Origin of the sequence: Nitratidesulfovibrio sp. 1201_IL3209, from assembly GCF_036763125.1 — a bacterium.
In the GTDB taxonomy this organism is placed as follows: Bacteria; Desulfobacterota; Desulfovibrionia; order Desulfovibrionales; family Desulfovibrionaceae; genus Cupidesulfovibrio.
This window is the reverse complement of sequence record NZ_JBAIYT010000001.1, coordinates 318635-338317: the sequence shown is the minus strand read 5'-3', so window position 1 is coordinate 338317 and position 19683 is coordinate 318635. Positions and strand designations below refer to the sequence as shown.

Genomic DNA, 19683 nt, shown 5'->3' with positions numbered 1-19683 from the left:
GCGTCCGGCACGCTGCCCGGCCCCTTGCTCCGCGCCGCGGGCCGGGACGGATGCGCGCGTGCGCCCGCCCGCCGGTTCCTGCGGCCCGCCTTGCGCCGCAGGACGCGCCGCCGCCACAGCGTCACGCCACCGCCCCGAGGCGGCCATTTTTTTGTGGATAATTTCCGCGCTGCTTGGCAATCTCGGGTGAGACATATCGCCATCAACATCAGCGCAACCCACAGGGAACCGCCGCCCCATGCTCCAACGGCCCCCCCGCATCCTGACCATCGACGACGACATCAACGTCCGTTCTAACCTGGTCGCCTACCTTGAAGACAGCGGCTTCGACGTGGTCGAGGCGGAAAACGGCCGCCGAGGGCTGGAGGTGTTCGCCGAACGCTCTCCCGACCTCGTGCTGGTGGACCTGCGCATGCCCGTCATGGGCGGCATGGAGGTGCTGGAACGCCTGCGCGAGAACGCCCCCGACGTGCCCGTCATCGTGGTCTCGGGCGTGGGCGTGCTGGAAGAGGCGGTGGAAGCCCTGCGCCACGGCGCGTGGGACTACGTGACCAAGCCGGTCACCGACATGCGCGTGCTGGAACACGCCGTGAACAAGGCGCTGGAACGCGCCCGCCTGCTGGAGGAGCGCAAGCGCTACCGCGAGCGCCTCGAACAGGAGGTGCAGGAACGCACCCGCGAACTGCGCGAGACCAACGACAGCCTGGTGGAATACCAGGCCCTGTTGCAGGAAAAGAACCAGTTCCTGGAAGCCCTGGTGGAGGGCATGCCCAACCCGGTGTTCTACAAGACGCTGGAAGGCACCTACATCGGCTGCAACCGCGCGTTCAGCCGGCTGATCGGCCGCGCGCCCGAGGGCATCGTGGGCCGCTCGGTGCAAGAGATATTGCCGCAGGAACTGGCCTGCCGCGTGGAGGAATCCGCCGGTCGGCTCGACGTCGCGGACGAGGACGGCGCGGGCTACTCGTGCATGATCGACCTGCGCGACGCCGCGGGCGAAGAGCGGGTGCTGGTGCTGTACAAGAGCTATTTCCGCGACCGCACCGGCCAGCGCGCGGGCGAGGTGGGCACCTTCCTCGACGTCAGCGAACTGAAGCGCAAGGAAGCCCAGATCGTCCACCAGGCCACCCACGACGAACTGACCGGCCTGCCCAACCGCATGGGCCTGCGCCAGCGCATGGAAGAGCATGCCCGCAGGGGCGGGCCCGAGGCGCGGCTGGCCGTGCTGTACCTGGACATGGACAATTTCAAGACCGTCAACGACAGCCTGGGCCACGCCGTGGGCGACGAATTGCTGCGCACCGTGGCGGGCCGCCTGGTGGGCATGGCCCCCCGGCGGGACATGGTGGCGCGCCTTGGCGGCGACGAGTTCGTGATGCTGCTGCCCCTGTCGCCGGAGGGCGACGGAGAGGTGGCCGAGGCGGAATCGGCCCGCATCCAGGAGGCGTTCACCCGCCCCTTCAACGCCGCCGACCACGAACTGTACGTGATGCCCTCCATCGGCATCAGCGTCTCCCCCGACGACGGGCTGGATCCGGCCACCCTGCTGAAGAACGCGGAAATCGCCATGTACCGCGCCAAGGAACAGGGCGGCGCGCGCTTCCGCCGCTTCACCCAGGCCATGAACGACGACGTCACCCGCCGCCTGGCCATCGAGAAGAGCATCCGCAAGGGGCTGGAGAACGACGAGTTCGTGGTGTTCTACCAGCCGCGCGTGGACATCATGGCCGGGCAGGTCACCGGCATGGAGGCGCTGGTACGCTGGGCCCGGCCCGACGGCACCCTGGTGCCGCCGGTGGAGTTCATTCCCGTGGCCGAGGACACCGGCCTCGTGGTGGCGCTGGGCGAGCGGGTGCTGCGCGACGCGTGCATCCAGACCCGGCGCTGGACCGAAGAACTGGGTCCGCTGCGCATCGCCGTGAACATCTCCGCCCGGCAGTTCCAGCCCGACCTGCTGGACCGGGTGGAAGCCGCCCTGGCCGAATCGGGCCTGCCGCCCTCGCAGCTGGAACTGGAAATCACCGAAACCACCATGATGCGCGACCTGCCCACCTCCGTGGCCATCCTGGAACGGCTGGCGGCGCAGGGCATCTCCATCGCCATCGACGACTTCGGCACCGGGCATTCCTCGCTGTACTACCTGAAGAATTTCCCCATCGACACCATCAAGATCGACCGTTCGTTCGTGCGCGACGTGCCCGGCGACGAGGGCGACGCCACCATCGTCTCCACCATCGTCACCATGGGGCGCAACCTGTCGCTGAACGTGGTGGCCGAAGGCGTGGAAACCGACGACCAACTGGACTTCCTGCGCGCCCACGGCTGCCGCGAGGTGCAGGGCTACTACTACAGCAAGCCCCTGCCCGCCGACGGGTTCGCGGACTGGATGCGGGCGGTTGGAACCACGGGGGCCGCGAAGAGCAGGAAATAGGAACGGTCGCGAGCAGCCGAAGGCAGGCGGGGCCGCGCGCGGCATCGGCTGCCGGAGACGTTCCTCGACCCCGACTCGCTCGCGCCTCGCCCCCGACTCGCCCCGACTCACAATAACAACGGGGGCCGGATGCATGATGCATCCGGCCCCCGATTCGTTGCGTATCCGATGCCGTCCGGAAAAGGTGGCTACACCTGCCCGCGACCCAGGGTGATCAGCCTGGGCGTGGTGCGCGTGGCCTGGCGATAGCCGGAAAGCCGCTGCGATTCGCGGCGCGACTGCTGCAACTGGCTGCGGATGTTCTCGTGCAGCCGGCGGGCCTCCTCGGTCAGGCGACCCTGCAGGCATTGCAGGCGCTGCAACTTGTCGCGCAGGTCGTTCAGCGCGGACGGGTCGCGGCGGCTCCAGGCCATCTCCACCAGTTCCGCCCGCTCGCGCGAGGCGGATTCGGCGGTCTCCACGTCACCGGCGGCAAGGGCCCCCAGTTCGCGTTCGCCCAGTTGCAGGGCCATGTCGAGCAGGGAAAGGCTGTCGGCCATGGCGGCTACCCCTTGCTGGCCTGCCGGATATCCTCGCGCAGGGCCTGGATGACCTTCTTCCAGTTTTCGCAGGCGGGCAGGAATTCGTATTCCAGCAGGTCGGCCAGCAGAATCCAGTCCTCGTTTTCGAGCACTTCGGTCATTTCGCCCAACAGGTCGGAAAAACGTTCCACGTTGTCGCTGAAGTCCTTGGTGGTGCGCAGCGAGAACTCGTTGCGCAGCACGCCGATCATGCCCATGAAGTCGCGGGTCACTTCCAGCAGGTCCTGGAACATGTCCAGGGCCTCGGCGTCGTCGGCCTGGCGGAACAGCACGGCCACCTGGCGCGAGCCGTCGGTCATCACCTGCACCACCTTGTACAGTTCGCGGGTGATGTTCACGGCCATTTCGCCCACGGGCATGCTGCGGATCTCGACGGAGCGGATGTCGCGCCGCTCGATGTCCTCGGCCTGGTGGGGATAGATTTCCGAGAACGCCTCGTCGTTGACGAGCACGTCGGTCACCACGCGGTTCTCGAGGTAGCTGCCCTCCATCACCCTGACGAGGATTTCTTCGAGATTGGCGAAGTTTTCCAGCTTGATGTCGGCCTGGCGGCCATCGATAACGATCATGGGGTCTCCCTCCTGCATCCCGGCACCGGGAAAATTTGTCACGTCCGCCAGCGGTGAAGCAAGAAACGGACCATGACGCAGGCAACGCGCCCGGCAGGGGCGCGAGCCATAGCCGCCCCCATTGCGGCAAAACGACAGGGGAACTCAGGCCGAAGGGGAAAGATGCTCCAGCCAGGCCCGCGCCAGCCCGCGATAGGCCGCCGCCAGGGCCAGCACGGAATCCAGCGTGCCGCCCGCTCCCTGCGACTCGCACAGCCACAGGTGGCCCAGCACGTTGAACAGTGCGCTGTTGTCCCACAGGGCCTGCACCCGGCTTACCGTGCCGAGGAAGCGCGACTTGGCCATGTCCGAGGGGCGCACCTTCAGCAGGCCGCCCTGCTCGCCCATGAGGTGCAGCAGGGCGTCGGCTTGGTACAGTTCGTCCACGGCGCGGGCGCGCAAGGCTTCGGAGAGGACGCAGGGGGATTGCGGGGGCCGGATGGGGCGAACGGCCTGGTCGGGCTGGCCGCCGGAACGGGCCGGAGCCCGGTCAAGAAACTGACGATAGAAGTGGCGTTGCAGGCGTATCCAGCGGGTGCGGTCTTCGCCCTCGTGCCCGGACAGCGAAGCGAGATCCATGAACCCGCGTCCGGGCATGGCCGGGGTGGAGGCCGGGCCGGTGGCCGCCACGAGGGAAACATCCGCCTCGCGCAGGGTGCGCCATACCCGCGCCTCGCGGGGGGCGTCCGGCGCGGGACCGGCCTGCGGCCAGCGCCCGGTGGTCAGTTGGCCGTGGGCCAGGTGGAACGCGGTGTCGGCGGAAATGACCTGGCGGCAGCGCTCGGCGTGCGGGCAGGGCGCACCGAACGGGCACGGGTGGCAGTCCAGCGCGGGCTCCAGGCAGCAGCAGTCCTGGCGGTAGGGGCCGGTGTCCCACGGCTGGGCCGTGGCCAGAAAGATGGCCAGCACCGGCACGTCCAGCCCGGCGGCCAGATGCATGGTGCCGGTGTCGTTGGTGACCAGCAGCCGCACGTGGCGCAGGGTGGCGGCCAGTTGCGGCAGGCTGGTGGCGCCGATGAGGTCGATGCACGGCACCGGCCCGATTCCCGCAGCCCCGACAGGCCCGACAGGCCCGACAGGCCCGGAGGTCCCGGCGTCTTCCGCCAGGGCCGCGCGCAGCCGTTCGCCCAGTTTCCGCTCGCCGCCCGCGCCCAGCAGCACCGGCACCAGGCGCAGTTCGCGCCACAGCCGGGCGGCCAGCGCCGCGAAACGGGCCACCGGCCAGCGGCGGCGCTCCTCGCTGGCGCCAAGCTGCATGGCCACGTACCCGGCGTGCTCCGGCGGCGCGGCCTGCGCCAGCCGCGTCCCGGCCTCGGCCAAGGCGTCGGGCTCCGGCGCGCGCAGCGCGTACACCGGGTCCACCCCGCCCACGCCCGCCGCCATGCGGAACAGGTCCACCAGATTGAACGGGCTGCATCCGCGCTGCCGGGTGGATGCCTGCAAAAATGCCGACCACGGGTCCGCGTTGACCCCGAACCCGAACGGGTCCAGCCCGAAGCCGCGCAACTCTCCGTCGCCCGCGTCACTCCCGTTGGCCGCCAGCAGCCGCCCCAGCAGGCGGCCGCCCAGCGTGGCCGTGAGGTTCAGCACGGCATCGTGGGCATAGGCTCCGCGCAGCCTGTCGGCCCAGGTCATCAACCCCGCCGTGCAGGCCCGCCAGTCGCCGCCGGACTGCACGCCCGCCAGCAATGCCGAGCCCGGCAAGGCGGCCACATGGTCCACGCCTTCCAGCAGCGCGGCCGCGCCCGCGAAATTCTCCAGGCACACCAGCCCCACCCGGTGCCCCTGCGCGCGCAGGCCATGCACCACCGGCTGCGTCTGCAACAGGTCGCCGAAGCGGGTCAGGTTCACCAGCAGGAGGTTCATGGCGCATCCTTACCGTGAGCACGTCCGAAAGGAAACGGGCAACGAAGACATGCATTCCCGCGTTTCAGCAGGCGTGCGGGCCGGTTGCAGGTGGCACTGTCGCAAGAGGGATTTTTGTTCTCTGCCGAGGAAGATCGCCTTTTTATGGAGGAAGTGTGCGGCAGCCGTTACATGAGCCTTGCGAATGTTACGGATGGCGACCGCAGCGCGCTCTTATCGTACTCGACCGGAATAAAAAGGCGATCTGACGAAGGCAGAGGCAAAAAGACCCTTGCGACGGCGCCACCTAATCGGCCACCACGAAGTTGACCGAGAACTCGCCCCGCAACCGTTCACGCATGCGTTCGGCCTCGCTCAGGGTGCCCCACGGGCCCACCTGGACGCGCCAGAACCGGACCATGTCGGCCCAGTACATCCGGGCGTTCCAGCCCTGGCCTTGCAGACGGGTCACCAGGCGACTGGCGTTGTCCTTGTTGGCGAAGGCCCCCACCTGCACGTAGAAGCGGCCGGTCATGTCGCCGTCCTGCAGGCCGGGCACGTCGCCCACGGTTTCCACGCGCACCCGGGCGGTGCCGGGTCCCAGCATGCCGATCTGGTTGGCGGCGGTGTTGGTCAGGTCGATGATCCGGTCGCCCACGAAGGGGCCACGGTCGTTGACGCGCACGGTGGTGGACCGGCCGTTCTGCAGGTTGGTCACCTTGACCACGGTGTTGAACGGCAGCAGCTTGTGCGCGGCGGTCAGCCCGTACATGTCGTAGATTTCGCCGTTGGCGGTCTTGCGGCCGTGAAAATCCTTGCCGTACCACGAGGCGATGCCCTCTTCCGAGAACCCGTGCGCCGAGAGCAGCGGATGGTAGGTCTTGCCCAGGACCGTGTACGGCTTGGCACGCGGCCCCTGCGGTTCGCCCTTGGGATACTTCACGGACTGGTCCGACGGCGGCGCGGAAATGCGGCGCGAACCGGAACCGCAGCCCGTAGCCAGCAACGCGGCAAGCAACAGCAGGACTATGGGCAGGACGGGCCCGATGGGGAGAACGAGACGGGACGGCGCGGAACAGGTCTGGCTGGGGCGAAGGTGCGGCATCGAGGCTCCGTCGGGTTGCGCCGGATACGGCGGGTGCGCGGCCATGAGCGAATCATGACGCAATCGGGCGGCAGCGGGGAACGGTGGTCAGGCGGGCACGGCATGCGGTCGCAACGGCCGACCGCAACGGGCCGACCATACTATGCCGGACACACTACGCCCGGCATGGCGTACCGGGCGTGGCGGGCGCGACGCGCCGTGCACCCTCCGGACTGTTACCGAAAACCGCTGCGCACGCAACTGGTTGCACATCCGGCCGCCACGGAACGCAGCAGGCCGCGCCGGACGAGACCCCGCCCCCTTCCGGGCAGGCCGCTGCGGCGGGGCATCCGGCGCCGCCATGCGCCGCGCCCGCCCGCAGCAGTCGGACCCTGCCGCGACATGGCCAGCCGTCTGCCGCAGCGTTGCGCCTTCGCGTGCACGGGACAACGGCGGGGCGCCACGGCCCCGCCCCAACCCGCCTTTCCGTCCGGTACAAACAAAAAGGCCCGGAAGCGTCGCCGCCTCCGGGCCGTTCCATTCGGCTCCTACTCGTCGGAATCGCTGTCCACCACGTCCTCGATGGCCTCGGCCTGGCGGAGCAACTGCTCGATCTGGATGTCCGCGCCGATGACCCCGGTGATCTCGTCGTTGTCGTCGGTGACCGCCGTGGACACGGTAAGGATCAGCTGGCCGGTGAACTGCGACTGGTACACGTCGGTGATGTGCAGTTCGCCGGTCTGCATGGGCCGGATGAACCACGGACGGCTGGAGAAGTCGAAGCCCAGCGGCAGCCGGTCGTAGCTGGCCTTGTACGCCGGGTCGGTGATGGCGGCGGAGAGCAGCTTGCCCGCCTTGTCGGTGAGGTACAGGTACTGGATGAACGGGTACTCGCGCACGAAGTCGCGCATGCACGGGTACTTGTCCTCGCCGCCAAGGCCGGTGATCTGGCATTCCTGGGCCAGCTTGATGATCAGGTGCGCCGAAAGCTCACCCGCCAGCTTCTTGATCTGGTCGAATTCCGAGGCGAACAGCTCGGGCATGAAGCGCCGCACCAGGGCCTTCATTTCCTTGTTGGAGAAGGACGTGTTGCGGCCCTTTTCGTAGGCGTCCATGATCTTGGTGTAGATCTTGCCCACGGCCGGGTGCTTCTTGGACACGTGCCGGTCCTCCGCCAAGCCCAGGTACTGGTTGATCCAGTACGCCACCCCGGCGCGCCCCGACTTGTCGGTGATGATGATGGGCACCGGCCGGTTCAGGATCTTGCGCGTGTCGAAGATGTTGTAGATTTCCTCGTTCTTGGCCAGGCCGTCCACGTGGATGCCCGCGCTGGTGGCGTTGAAGTCCTTGCCCACGAACGGGTAGTTGTCCGGGATGCGGTAGTCCAGTTCCTTCTCGAAGTATTCGGCGATCTCGTTGATGACCCGGGTGTCGGCGGCGTCGTCGTCGCCGGTCAGCGAGACGTACTCGATGACCAGCGCCTCCAGCGGGGTGTTGCCGGTGCGCTCGCCAAAGCCCAGCAGCGTGCAGTTGACGCCCGAGCAGCCGTACAGCCACGCGGTGGCCCCGTTGATGAGCACCTTGTGGAAGTCGTTGTGGCCGTGCCATTCCAGCCACTGGCCGGGCACGCCGCCCTCGTCGGTCAGGGCGCGCACGATGCGCGGCACCGAGCGCGGCAGGGTGGCGCCGGGGTACGGCACGCCGTAGCCCATGGTGTCGCACATGCGGATCTTGACCGGCTGGCCGCTCTGCTTCGAAAGGTCCATCAGCTTGCGCGCGAAGGGCAGGCAGAAACCGTGGATGTCGGCGCGGGTGATGTCCTCGAAGTGGCAGCGCGGGGTGATGCCCCATTCCAGCGCCTGTTCCACCACGCGCAGGTAGCTGTCCATGGCCTTTTCGCGGTCCAGGCCCAGCTTAAGGTACAGGTGGTAGTCCGACACGCTGGTCAGCAGGCCCACTTCCTCGAACTCCATGTCCCGCGCGATCTTCAGGTCGTTGACGTTGGCCCGTATCCACCCGGTGACGCGGGGGAACTTGTACCCCTTGGCCCGGCAGGCCTCGATGGCCTTGCGGTCCTTCTCGGAGTACATGAAGAACTCCGAGGCGTGGATGAGCCCGCTGCGGCCGCCAAGGCGGTGCAGCATGTCGAAGATGTGGACGATCTGCTTCACCGTGTAGGGCGGGCGGGCCTGCTGGCCGTCGCGGAAGGTCGTGTCCGTGATGAACATCGGCTCCGCCGGGCGCGGCATCAGGAAGATGTCGTCGAACTCCACGCGGCTGATCTTGGAATAGGGAAAGATCTCGCGGTACAGTTCGGGGTCGTCGCGGTTCTCCAGCCTCACGCGGGAGGAAGCGCGGTTGAGATGCAGCAGGCTCATGGCTAGATGGCCCTCCTTCGGGGGGTCTGATCGATACGCTGTTCCGCCTCGGCCACGAGGCGGCGCGCGCGCTGGCAACCGGGCGCAAGGGCCACGGCCGCGTGCGCGGCGCGCAGGGCGTCTTCCGGCCTGCCGCCGTCAAGCAGGGATTCCCCCGCCTGGATGAACATGCGCTCCGGCTTGTCGCCGTACAATCCTTGCAGCAGAAGGTCGTACTCTTCGCCGAACACCGAGCGCACAAGCTCGTCGCGGTCGAACAGCAGCCGCGCCAGCAGCCTGTTGCCGCCGTGCGCGGCGTAGTACAGGCACATCAGCCTGCGGATGCGGCCAAGGATGTAGCGGATGCGCCGGATTTCGCGCTCCATGCTTTCCCGCGTCTGGGCCAGCATGGATGCAAGCGGCTCGACGATGGCCCGCAGTTCCTCTCCCATGTCCTGCTCGCGCAGGGCCCGGTACTGCGGCGCGTAGTGCTGGTGCTGGTAGGCGTCTTCCTTCAGCTTCACGCATTCATGAAAGGCGTAGCCCACGGCCCAGTCCAGCATGGGCGCCACAGGGTCTTGCGCCGGGTCGTTGCGGAAGAGGTGGTGCGCGGTGTCCTTGAGACGCCAGAGCAGCCCCTTGTTCATCATTTCGCCCAGAAGGTCGCGCATGACGGGGAAGGAAACGGCACCGGCCTCGTCGAACCGGTGGAACTGCCCCTCAAGCACGACGCTCGCCATGCAGAAATCCCGCATGACGTCCCGTGCGAACTCGGCCAGATTGGCCTCTACCCAGCGTCTCGACATGGTGCGTGGTACTCCGAAGGGGGATGTATAGCGTGATTTGACAAGAACGGGAAGTGCGGGGTGGTGGTGGGAGTTTGTTGGGGAAAGGGAATAAAGATAATGGGATGAATGGGTAGCCTGTTCTTCCGTCTTTTGCCCTGTTGGGTATGGCTTCTACGAAGACAGTCCTGCCTTGTTGAACACCCCCGATTTCGTTATGCCTCCGGCGGGCAGGGGGTGTTGTAACGAACACCCCCTGCACCCCCGCGTTCCAGGGGCTCCGCCCCTTGGAACCCCGGGTCGTCCTGCACCGCATTCCTGTGCCGGGCAGCTTCCCTCCGGCGTAGACGCCTCCGGGTGATCTGCCCGGCGGAATGCGATGTGCGCGTGACTCTCGCCGCCATTGCTGCACTGGAGTGCCTCGCCCAACACGTCCCTTGCGGCGCGCATCCGCGACGCCGGAGCTTCCGCCTCGCAAAGCCTCGGCGGCGATCTCCGGCTGCGGACGCGTATCGCCGCACCGTGGTTGTATTCGGACTGGCATACTGTTCCAGTGTTTTCCGCAGTCCACGGCGATTCGTTACCCCTGCCTGCAATGCTTCGCATTCTGTACACTGTCCACCGAAAAAGTGCCGTGCGTAGAAGCGTGTGGCGCCGGGCTTTGACGGCGGCACATGCGTCGCAACGGGGCTGTGGATAAAGGCGCCCTCGCTTCGTCGTGGCGGCGAGAGACACGTGCACATATGCATTCCGCCGGGCAGATCGCCCGGAGGCGCCCTGCGCCGGAGGGAAGCTGCACGGTGAAGAATGCGGTGCATGAAAACCTGGGGGGACCAGAGGGGCAACGCCCCCCGGAGCGCGGGGATGCAAGGGGCCGCCGCTCTGCGGCCCCTTGCCCGCCGGAGGCATAACGAAATCGAGCGTTCTCAAAAAGGCAGGACTGTCTTCGTAGAAGCCGTGCCCAACAAGGCACACCCCTCCCACACCCCGCCGACAGGCTACAGCAAACACACATCCTCGCCGCAGCAGCGCTTCAGAAACGCCGTATACGCCCCCAGTATCCTCCGCTCGCCTGCCGCTCGCTCCGGCGTCAGCGGCGGGCACGGGTGCCCGGCGGCCAACCGCCGCAACTCGTCACGCCGGGGTAACGCCCGCATGCCCTCGCCCAGCACCGCCCCGTCCACGGCGGCGATGAGCAGGGCGTCGCGCGTGTCGGTCACGGCCACCAGCGGCGCGGGGCCGCCGGGAAACAGCCGGGCCGCCGCCACGCTTTCGCGGGCGTAGGTGCCGGGTGCGCCAGGGCAGAACAGCACAAGGCACAACGGCGTGCCGTCGTCGTCACGCAGGGTCAGGTCCACCACGCGACACCCCTCGTCGGGGTCGGTGGCGTCCTCGGAAACCTGAAGGACTTCGGAAGAAGGAGAGGAAGAGGGAAAAGAAGAGGCATCGGCCATGGCAGCCGCTGGCGGTTCTGCCGCGCCCTGCCTGCCCGGCCCGCCGGAACCGGCGGCATCATCCGCCGCCGCACCAGCGGCCTCACCATCCGACATATCGAACCGCACCCGCACGCGCGGCTCCACCAGCCCGCGCGGGTGCCCGAGCTCTTCCACCAGCAGCCGCGCCAGCGCCTGCCGCAAATCCTCGTAGGTGGTGTGGTCCACGTCCTGCCCGGTCAGGTAGTCGCGCAGGGTGGCCCCAAGGCTGACTTCGTGCATGCGGCCTCCCGGCAAGCCCGCCTTTTCGGCAAGGCTTGCTCCGGAATTCACGAGCGCCGCTCCCGCGCGTCTCAGTTGGCCTTCAAGAGGGCGCGCGCCACGGCCTCGTCATACAGCTTGAGAGGGTCGGCCTCGCGTCCCATGTCGCGGTACATCCCCGCGGCATGCCGGATGACCTCCAGCGGCACCCATTCGTGGCGCTCCCACACCTCGGGCCGGTCGGCCCGCCACAGGCGGAATTCCACGCTGCCGCCCTGCGAGCGCACGTAGACGCGGGTGCGTTTGTCGTTGGGGTCGGGGTAATAGTAAAGGCCAAGATCGTCCTGCATGGGCACTCCTGAACACGCTGAAATGCTTGCGATGCCCGCCGGGCGCGTCAGCCGGGCCGACGAAGGCCCAGGCATCGCGCGTCCGGTCGCGGGCATACGGTCAATGCCCTATCCCGCCGATGCGCGCAAGCTGTTGTCATTCCCCGGGGGGTGGGCTACAAGCAAGAAAGTGTCGCCCACCCCCTGCATGGCGGCACCAGGATGTCCGACGGGGAGACGCCATGCCCCGTCCCCGCGCAAACGCGCGGCGGGCACCGGAACGGGAGAAGGTTTCGCGGCGCCACCGACACGCCGCCCCTTGCCCTTTCGGCAATCCCCACAAGGTGTTGCAACAGCCACGCCCGGTGGCGGCCTGTTGCGGCGGCCCGCGTCGGGGCTTGACAACGCGCCGGAATCCTTTTAGGAATGACGTTACTTTGTCCAAAAAATCACGAGTTTTCCGGGCGCAAGGGCCGCGCCGACCAAAGCCCTTACCTCCGGAAGACGCCGTCCTGTTGCGCCCCAGGGGCGATGGGCGTGTCTGTTGAGAGTCCAGAACTTCAACAAACCAATGTGGAGGTAAGGCAATGGCGAAACATGCAACCCCCAAGTTGGACCAGCTCGAATCCGGGCCCTGGCCCAGCTTCGTGTCCGACATCAAGCAGGAAGCTGCCTACCGGGCCGCAAACCCCAAGGGTCTGGACTACCAGATCCCTGTGGACTGCCCCGAAGACCTGCTTGGCGTGCTCGAGCTGTCCTACAACGAGGGTGAAACCCACTGGAAGCACGGCGGCATCGTCGGCGTGTTCGGTTACGGCGGCGGCGTCATCGGCCGTTACTGTGACCAGCCCGAACAGTTCCCCGGCGTGGCCCACTTCCACACCGTGCGCGTGAACCAGCCCGCGGCGAAGTACTACAACACCGATTACCTCCGCCAGCTCTGCGACCTGTGGGACCTGCGCGGCTCCGGTCTGACCAACATGCACGGCTCCACCGGCGACATCGTGCTGCTCGGCACCCAGACCCCGCAGCTCGAAGAACTGTTCTTCGAACTGACCCACAAGATGAACACCGACCTCGGCGGCTCGGGCTCCAACCTGCGTACGCCCGAATCGTGCCTCGGCATGTCGCGCTGCGAATACGCCTGCTACGACACCCAGGCCTGCTGCTACGCCCTGACCATGGAATACCAGGACGAACTGCACCGTCCGGCGTTCCCCTACAAGTTCAAGTTCAAGTTCGACGGCTGCCCCAACGGCTGCGTCGCCTCCATCGCCCGCTCCGACTTCTCGGTCATCGGCACCTGGAAGGACGACATCAAGATCGACCAGGCCGCCGTCAAGGCCTACGTCGGCGGCGAACTGAAGCCCAACGCGGGCGCCCACTCGGGCCGCGACTGGGGCAAGTTCGACATCGTGGCCGAAGTGGTGGAACGCTGCCCCTCCAAGTGCATCTCCTGGAACGGCTCCGCGCTGTCCATCAAGACCAGCGAGTGCGTGCGCTGCATGCACTGCATCAACACCATGCCCCGCGCCCTGCGCGTCGGTGACGAACGCGGCGCGTCCATCCTGGTCGGCGCCAAGGCGCCCGTCCTCGACGGCGCCCAGATGGGTTCGCTGCTGGTTCCCTTCGTGGAAGCCACCGAACCGTTCGATGAAATCAAGGAAGTCATCGAAAAGATCTGGGACTGGTGGATGGAAGAAGGCAAGAACCGCGAGCGTCTGGGCGAGACCATCAAGCGTCTCAGCTTCCAGAAGCTGCTCGAGGTGACCGAGATCGCCCCCATGGCGCAGCACGTGCAGGAGCCTCGCTCCAACCCGTACATCTTCTTCAAGGAAGAAGAAGTGCCCGGCGGCTGGGATCGCGACATCACGGAATACCGCAAGAGACACCAGAGATAAGAAGAGGGGTAGCACATCATGGCATTCATCTCTTCCGGGTACAATCCCGAAAAGCCGATGGAAAACCGTATCACGGACATCGGCCCCCGCAAGCACGACTCCTTCTTCCCCCCGTTCATCGCCAAGAACTTCGGGAAGTGGCTGTATCATGAAATCCTGGAACCCGGCGTGCTCATGCATGCCGCCGAATCCGGCGACAAGGTGTACACCGTGCGCGTGGGCGCCGCCCGCCTGATGTCGATCACCCACATCCGCGAGATGTGCGACATCGCCGACAAGCACTGCGGCGGCTTCCTGCGCTTCACCACCCGCAACAACGTCGAGTTCATGGTCGACACCGAAGCGGGCCTGAAGGCGCTGAAGGAAGACCTGGCCTCGCGCAAGTTCGCCGGCGGCTCCAACAAGTTCCCCATCGGCGGCACCGGCGCCGGTGTGTCCAACATCGTGCACACCCAGGGCTGGGTGCACTGCCACACCCCCGCCACCGACGCCTCGGGCCCGGTCAAGGCGATCATGGACGAAGTCTTCTCCGACTTCCAGTCCATGCGTCTGCCCGCCCCGGTCCGCATCTCGCTGGCCTGCTGCATCAACATGTGCGGCGCGGTGCACTGCTCCGACATCGGCGTGGTGGGCATCCACCGCAAGCCCCCGATGATCGACCACGAGTGGACCGACCAGCTGTGCGAAATCCCGCTGGCCGTTTCCGCCTGCCCCACCGCCGCCGTGCGTCCCACCAAGGTGGAAATCGGCGACAAGAAGCTGAACTCCATCGCCATCAAGAACGACCGCTGCATGTACTGCGGTAACTGCTACACCATGTGCCCCGCCCTGCCGATCTCCGACGGCGAAGGCGACGGCTGCGTGATCATGGTGGGCGGCAAGGTTTCCAACCGCATCTCCATGCCCAAGTTCTCCAAGGTCGTCGTGGCCTACATCCCGAACGAAATGCCGCGCTGGCCCTCGCTCACCGCGAAGATCAAGCACATCATCGAGGTGTACGCCGCCAACGCGAACAAGTACGAACGTCTGGGCGAATGGGCCGAGCGCATCGGCTGGGAAAGCTTCTTCAAGCTGACCGGCCTTGAGTTCACCCACCACCTCATCGACGACTTCCGCGACCCGGCCTACTACACCTGGCGTCAGAGCACCCAGTTCAAGTTCTAAGCCGGACGGCAATCACATTCCGGGGGCGGGTTTGCCGCCCCCGGATAACCAAAGGGGCTATCCATGGAAGAAGCCAAGAACAAGGTCGTGGGATTCCTGCAGTCCAAGGCCGGCTCGAAGAGCAAGTTCTACTTCAACGACTTTCTCGACCTGTTCCCCGACAAGGGCCCGCGCGAAGTGAAGAAGATCCTCACCGCGCTGGTGAACGCCGAAGTTCTGGAATACTGGTCCTCCGGCAGCACCACCATGTACGGCCTCAAGGGCGCCGGCAAGCAGGCCGGGGCCGAGGGCGAATAGTAGTTCTCCACGCCGGGGAACTGTTTTTCCGAAAAGGCGTATGGACTGCAAGGTTCATACGCTCTTTTCATATGCACGCCCGTGCGTGCCCGTGCATCCGCGTGCATGGGGCGGCCCACTGAAACTCGCCCCGGAAGTGCCGCCCGGCCTTGCCGGACCGCGCGCCGCCCCCCTTTCCGCCACCGCACACCGGCCGGACGTCCCGGCGCATTGGCCGCATGAACCTTCCGCGCATCGTCATCGCCGGGCTTTCCGGCGGCTCGGGCAAGACGCTGGTATCTCTCGGCGTCGTGCGCGCCCTTGCGCGCTCGGGCCTTGCGGTGAAACCCTGCAAGAAGGGGCCGGACTACATCGACGCCTGGTGGCTGGCCCTGGCCGCCGGGCACCCCGCCACCAACCTGGACCCCTACTTCCTCGATGCGGACATGCTGCGCTCGCTGTTCTGGACGCAATGCGGCCTGACCGGCGCGACAGGGGACGACGCCGGATTGCGGCGGCCCGGCCCGCCTGCCCAGCCCGGCCCGCCCGGCCCATATGACATCGCCGTCATCGAGGGCAACCGGGGGCTGTTCGACGGGCGGGACCTGTCCGGCAGCTGCTCCACGGCGGAACTGGCGCGCATCCTCGGCGCGCCGGTGGTGGTGGTCATGGATTGCACCAAGATGACCCGCACGGCGGCCGCCATCGTGGCCGGGCTGCGCCACTTCGAGCCGGGCGTGCACATCGCGGGGGTGATCCTGAACCGCACGGCGGGGGCGCGCCATCGCGCCGTGCTGCGCGAAACCATCGAGCACTACACCGACGTGCCGGTGCTGGGCGTGCTGCCCAAGATCGCCGACAACCCCATCCCCGAGCGGCACATGGGCCTCGTCTCCGGCATGGAGCACGAGGAATGCGTGGCCGGGCTGGACCGGGTGGCGGACATCATGGCCGAACACGTGGACCTGCACCGCCTGCGCCAGGTGGCCGCCGCCGCACCCGCGCCGCAGGGACCGGTGGCCGACCTGTGGTCGCTGCTGCCCGGCGCGGAGCGACCGGACGGCGCACCGCCCGCCGCGCCCCGCCCACGCATCGGCTATGTGCACGACGCAGCCCTGTGGTTCTACTACGAGGAAAACCTCCAGGCCCTGCGCCACGCCGGGGCCGATCTCGTCCGCCTCTCGCTGCTGGACGGGGCGGAATGGCCGGAACTGGACGGCCTGTACCTGGGCGGCGGCTTTCCGGAAACGCTGGCTGCCCGCCTTGCGGCCAACCGCCCCGCGCTGGACCGGCTACGCGCCCTTTCCGAAGCGGGCCTGCCCATCTACGCCGAATGCGGCGGCTTCATGGTGCTGGGCCGGTCCATCGTCATGCATGGCGTCGAGCACCCCATGGCCGGCATCTTTCCGGTGCGCACCGAGTTCCACCAAAAGCCGCAGGGCCTCGGCTACGTGGACGCCGCCGCCGTGCTGGACAACCCCTTCCACCCCGTGGGCGCGACGTTTCGCGGGCACGAGTTCCATTATTCGCGCTGCGTGCCCTGCGATGCCGGATCCGACCTGCCCTGCGCCCTGCGCCTGACGGCCCAGTCCGGCCATGTCACCGGCATGGGCGAGGGCCGCGACGGCCTGCTGCGCCGCAACACCCTGGCCGCGTACACCCACATCTTCGCGCCCGCCGTGCCCCACTGGGCACCCGGCATGGTCCGTGCGGCCCGGCAGTATCGGGCCGCCCACCCTGCCGTGGCCTGACGGTCCGGCCACCCTGCCGCCCCGCCCACCGGCTGGCTTCTTCGTCTGATTTCCTGCCCGGCACCCGGCCGCATACCGTCCGTGGGCACCAGGCACGTTGGCGGTCCACGGTCGGCAGCCCGCCTGCTCACGCCCTCCGCCAAGTCCGGCGCGACCTTCCGAGTTGTTCAACCACACCGTCCATGCTACGCAGGGTCACCAGTCCAGAGGTCACCCCGTCATGCACACCGCTCCCGCCCCCGGCGACCCCTCGCCGCGTCCGTTCCACGCCGTCCTTTGCGCGCTGGCCGCGCTTCCTCGTTCACCCCGCCACGGCATCGCCATGACCTGCGTGGTGGCGGGGGCACTGCTGGCCCTGTGCCCGCCCGCATCCCTGTCGCCGGAAGCGGCCCGGCCCGCCGGGCTGGCCGTGGGCGCCATCGGGCTGTGGGTCACCGCCGTGATTCCCGAATATCTCACTGCGCTGCTGTTCTTCCTGCTGGCCGTCCTGCTGCGCGCGGCCCCGGCCGCCACGGTGTTCTCCGGGTTCCATTCCGCCACTTTCTGGCTGGTGTTCGGCGGGCTGTGCATGGGCGCGGCCATGCACCACACCGGCCTGGGCGCGCGCATGGCGCGGGGGCTGCTGGCCCGCACCGGATCGGGCTACGCCTCGCTGGTCTGCGGGCTGGTGGGGGTGGGCGTGCTGCTGTCGTTCGTGATGCCCTCGTCCATGGGGCGCATCGCCCTGCTCATGCCCCTGGCCGTGTCGCTGGCCGGGGCGGCCGGGTACGGGCCGGGCACGGGGCAGCGCACCGGCATCGTGCTGGCCGCCCTGTTCGGCGCCCTGCAGCCGGCCTTCGCCATCCTGCCCGCCAACGTGCCCAACATGATCCTGGCCGGCAGCGCGGAAAACCTGTTCGGCCACACCCTGACCTACGGCCGCTATCTGCTGCTGCACTTTCCCGTACTGGGCCTGCTGAAGACCGTGGTCATCGCGGCGGTGGTGCTGTGGCTGTACCCGGCGCCATCCGCCGGAATGGCTCCGGGCGCACCGGCAGCCGGGACGCCAGTGGATGCCCCGCATCGCACCGGCGTGCCCATGGCCCATGCCGCAACGACGCAGGCCCCCGCCAGCCTGGCGGAGCGGCGGCTGATGGTGGTGCTGGCCGTGGCCGTGGGCCTGTGGGCCACGGACTTCCTGCACCACGTCTCGCCCGCGTGGATCAGCCTGGGCGCGGCCGTGCTCTGCCTGTGGCCGCCGCTGGGCCTTACCGACCGCCAGGTCCTGGCCAGGGACATGAGCATGGGGCCGCTGCTGTTCGTGGCGGGCATCATGGGGCTGGGTGCGGTGGTGGCCGCATCCGGCGTGGGGCACATGCTGGTGCGCGGCATGCTCGATGCGCTGCCCCTGGCGCCCGGCGAACCGGCCCGCAATTTTGCCGTGCTCACGGCCTACGCCATGGCCACCGGGCTGCTCACCACCCTGCCGGGCATCCCCGCCGTGCTCACCCCGCTGGCCGGCGAACTGGCCGCCGCCTCCGGCTTCAGCCTGGAAGCCGTGCTGATGACCCAGGTCGTGGCCGTCTCTTCCATGCTCCTGCCCTACCAGTCGCCGCCGCTGGTGGTGGCCATGCAACTGGGCAACGAGTCCCCCGGCCACATGACCAGGACCTGCCTGCTGCTGGCCGCCATCAACGTGATGGTGCTGTTGCCGCTGGACTACCTGTGGTGGCGCTGGCTGGGCGTGATCTGACCAAAGCGGCCGACCTCGGCCGCCATTCCGGCCCGGCCCGCATGGCCAGCCCATGCGACCATCGCGGCCGTCCCGAATCCCTCCCCTCGTTTCTCCCGAAAAAACACCGACGCCGCCCCCCAGCCGGAGAGCGGCGTCGAAAACCCTTGCGGCCCGTGGCCGGGCGGGTGCGCGAAAACGCGCTATTCGTCGTTGAGTTCGGCGCGAAACTTGCGCGACAGGCGGAACACCACGACCTTGCGCGGGGGCAGGGTGATGGTTTCGTCGGTCTGCGGGTTGCGCCCCTTGCGGGCCTTCTTGTCGTAGGCCTCGAACTTGCCGAATCCGCTTATGAGCAGGGCATGATCCTTCTTGATCGCCTGCTTCATGATGCCGAGAAGCGACTCGACAACGCCTTTCACTTCGGCGCGGTTCCTGTCGGTCTTTTCATAGATGGCATCGACGATTTCCGCCTTGGTCAGGGTCTTGCCGCTCATACTGTCCTCCGGGCCGGTGCTTCCGGCTACTCCATGCGTTCCCTGATGGCCTTCGCGAGCGCCTGCATCTCGTCGATGCTGCCATACTGCCCCTGCGGCCACAGTTCGTGGCCGTCGCCGGGAAAGCGGGGCACCAGATGCCAGTGGACGTGGAACACCACCTGTCCCGCCGCCGCGAAGTTGTTCTGGAATATGTTCAGCCCTTCCGCTCCGGTGGCCTCCATGACGGCGCGTCCAACGCGCTGCTGGGCGGCGATGATGTGCTCGCCGAGCCGCGCGGGCATGTCGAGCACCGTGCGGTGGTGTTCCTTGGGAACGACCAGCGCATGGCCCCGGTTGACGGGCCCGATGTCCAGGAAGGAGAGCACGTGGTCGTCGGCGTAGAGTTGCGCGCAGGGAATTTCGCCACGCACTATCCTGCAGAAGATGCAATCGGATTGGGACATGGATTCTCCGTCACATGGAACACTTTGAAATCATTCGTCCGCGCGTACCGGCGCGAAGCAGCGGGCATGTAACTAGTTATATACACAGTCAAAGACGCGACCGCAAGCAAAATCTTGCACGATTATGCCGGGTTGCCACGCCTTGCGGCACAAGGGCTTCCGTGCCATCGTCCATGGCGGCGGCGCCTGCGGACGCCCCTCCAACTCCCTTTCGGGAAAGGGA

16 protein-coding genes are annotated in these 19683 nt (G+C 67.5%); 6 read left to right on the top strand and 10 right to left on the bottom strand.

What is annotated here, in order from left to right; all coding sequences use genetic code 11:
* Positions 1 to 238: 238 nt before the first annotated feature.
* Complete coding sequence (locus V6B97_RS01490; RefSeq protein ID WP_333504720.1) at positions 239 to 2431, top strand: GGDEF/EAL domain-containing response regulator; 2193 nt, start codon at positions 239 to 241, stop codon at positions 2429 to 2431.
* Between the two features lie 188 nt (positions 2432 to 2619).
* Here the strand turns inward: V6B97_RS01490 and V6B97_RS01485 are convergent, their stop codons facing one another.
* The 8 genes from V6B97_RS01485 to V6B97_RS01450 form a co-directional block, all read right to left on the bottom strand.
* Complete coding sequence (locus V6B97_RS01485) at positions 2620 to 2970, bottom strand: hypothetical protein (protein WP_333504719.1); 351 nt, start codon at positions 2968 to 2970, stop codon at positions 2620 to 2622.
* Positions 2971 to 2975: 5 nt separating this feature from the next.
* Positions 2976 to 3581 carry a hypothetical protein gene (locus tag V6B97_RS01480; RefSeq protein WP_333504718.1) on the bottom strand — a complete coding sequence of 202 codons (606 nt, stop codon included), beginning with the start codon at positions 3579 to 3581 and terminating at the stop codon, positions 2976 to 2978.
* Between the two features lie 144 nt (positions 3582 to 3725).
* On the bottom strand, positions 3726 to 5486 hold the full coding sequence (locus V6B97_RS01475) for a glycosyltransferase family 9 protein (protein WP_333504717.1): 1761 nt from the start codon (positions 5484 to 5486) through the stop codon (positions 3726 to 3728).
* Positions 5487 to 5772: 286 nt separating this feature from the next.
* Positions 5773 to 6570 carry a septal ring lytic transglycosylase RlpA family protein gene (locus tag V6B97_RS01470; protein WP_333504716.1) on the bottom strand — a complete coding sequence of 266 codons (798 nt, stop codon included), beginning with the start codon at positions 6568 to 6570 and terminating at the stop codon, positions 5773 to 5775.
* Positions 6571 to 7097: 527 nt separating this feature from the next.
* Positions 7098 to 8927, bottom strand: a complete 1830-nt coding sequence (locus V6B97_RS01465) for a triose-phosphate isomerase (RefSeq protein WP_333504715.1) — start codon at positions 8925 to 8927, stop codon at positions 7098 to 7100.
* 2 nt (positions 8928 to 8929) lie between these two features.
* Positions 8930 to 9712, bottom strand: coding sequence for a hypothetical protein (locus V6B97_RS01460; RefSeq protein WP_333504714.1), 783 nt, complete (start codon positions 9710 to 9712; stop codon positions 8930 to 8932).
* 977 nt (positions 9713 to 10689) lie between these two features.
* Positions 10690 to 11406 (bottom strand): type I restriction endonuclease subunit R, encoded by a 717-nt coding sequence (locus tag V6B97_RS01455; protein WP_333504713.1) that lies wholly within the window; start codon positions 11404 to 11406, stop codon positions 10690 to 10692.
* Between the two features lie 71 nt (positions 11407 to 11477).
* Entirely contained in the window at positions 11478 to 11735 is a 258-nt protein-coding gene (locus V6B97_RS01450) for a hypothetical protein (RefSeq protein WP_333504712.1), read from the bottom strand.
* Between the two features lie 566 nt (positions 11736 to 12301).
* Between V6B97_RS01450 and dsrA the strand changes: the two genes are divergently transcribed.
* From dsrA to V6B97_RS01425, 5 genes are all read left to right on the top strand, one after another.
* On the top strand, positions 12302 to 13615 hold the full coding sequence (dsrA, locus tag V6B97_RS01445) for a dissimilatory-type sulfite reductase subunit alpha (RefSeq protein WP_333504711.1): 1314 nt from the start codon (positions 12302 to 12304) through the stop codon (positions 13613 to 13615).
* A gap of 18 nt (positions 13616 to 13633) precedes the next feature.
* Positions 13634 to 14779 (top strand): dissimilatory-type sulfite reductase subunit beta, encoded by a 1146-nt coding sequence (dsrB, locus tag V6B97_RS01440; RefSeq protein WP_333504710.1) that lies wholly within the window; start codon positions 13634 to 13636, stop codon positions 14777 to 14779.
* A gap of 63 nt (positions 14780 to 14842) precedes the next feature.
* On the top strand, positions 14843 to 15076 hold the full coding sequence (locus V6B97_RS01435; protein WP_333504709.1) for a dissimilatory sulfite reductase D family protein: 234 nt from the start codon (positions 14843 to 14845) through the stop codon (positions 15074 to 15076).
* Positions 15077 to 15294: 218 nt separating this feature from the next.
* The gene (locus V6B97_RS01430; RefSeq protein WP_333504708.1) at positions 15295 to 16806 is read left to right on the top strand and encodes a cobyrinate a,c-diamide synthase; all 1512 of its coding nucleotides are present in this window, start codon (positions 15295 to 15297) and stop codon (positions 16804 to 16806) included.
* A gap of 220 nt (positions 16807 to 17026) precedes the next feature.
* Positions 17027 to 18538 (top strand): SLC13 family permease, encoded by a 1512-nt coding sequence (locus V6B97_RS01425; RefSeq protein WP_333504707.1) that lies wholly within the window; start codon positions 17027 to 17029, stop codon positions 18536 to 18538.
* A gap of 182 nt (positions 18539 to 18720) precedes the next feature.
* Here the strand turns inward: V6B97_RS01425 and V6B97_RS01420 are convergent, their stop codons facing one another.
* Together V6B97_RS01420 and V6B97_RS01415 are read right to left on the bottom strand one after the other, a co-directional pair.
* A complete protein-coding gene (locus V6B97_RS01420; protein ID WP_007524232.1) occupies positions 18721 to 19014 on the bottom strand; it encodes an integration host factor subunit alpha in 294 nt (97 codons plus the stop codon).
* A 26-nt stretch (positions 19015 to 19040) separates the two neighbouring features.
* Complete coding sequence (locus V6B97_RS01415) at positions 19041 to 19460, bottom strand: HIT family protein (protein ID WP_333504706.1); 420 nt, start codon at positions 19458 to 19460, stop codon at positions 19041 to 19043.
* Positions 19461 to 19683: the final 223 nt, after the last annotated feature.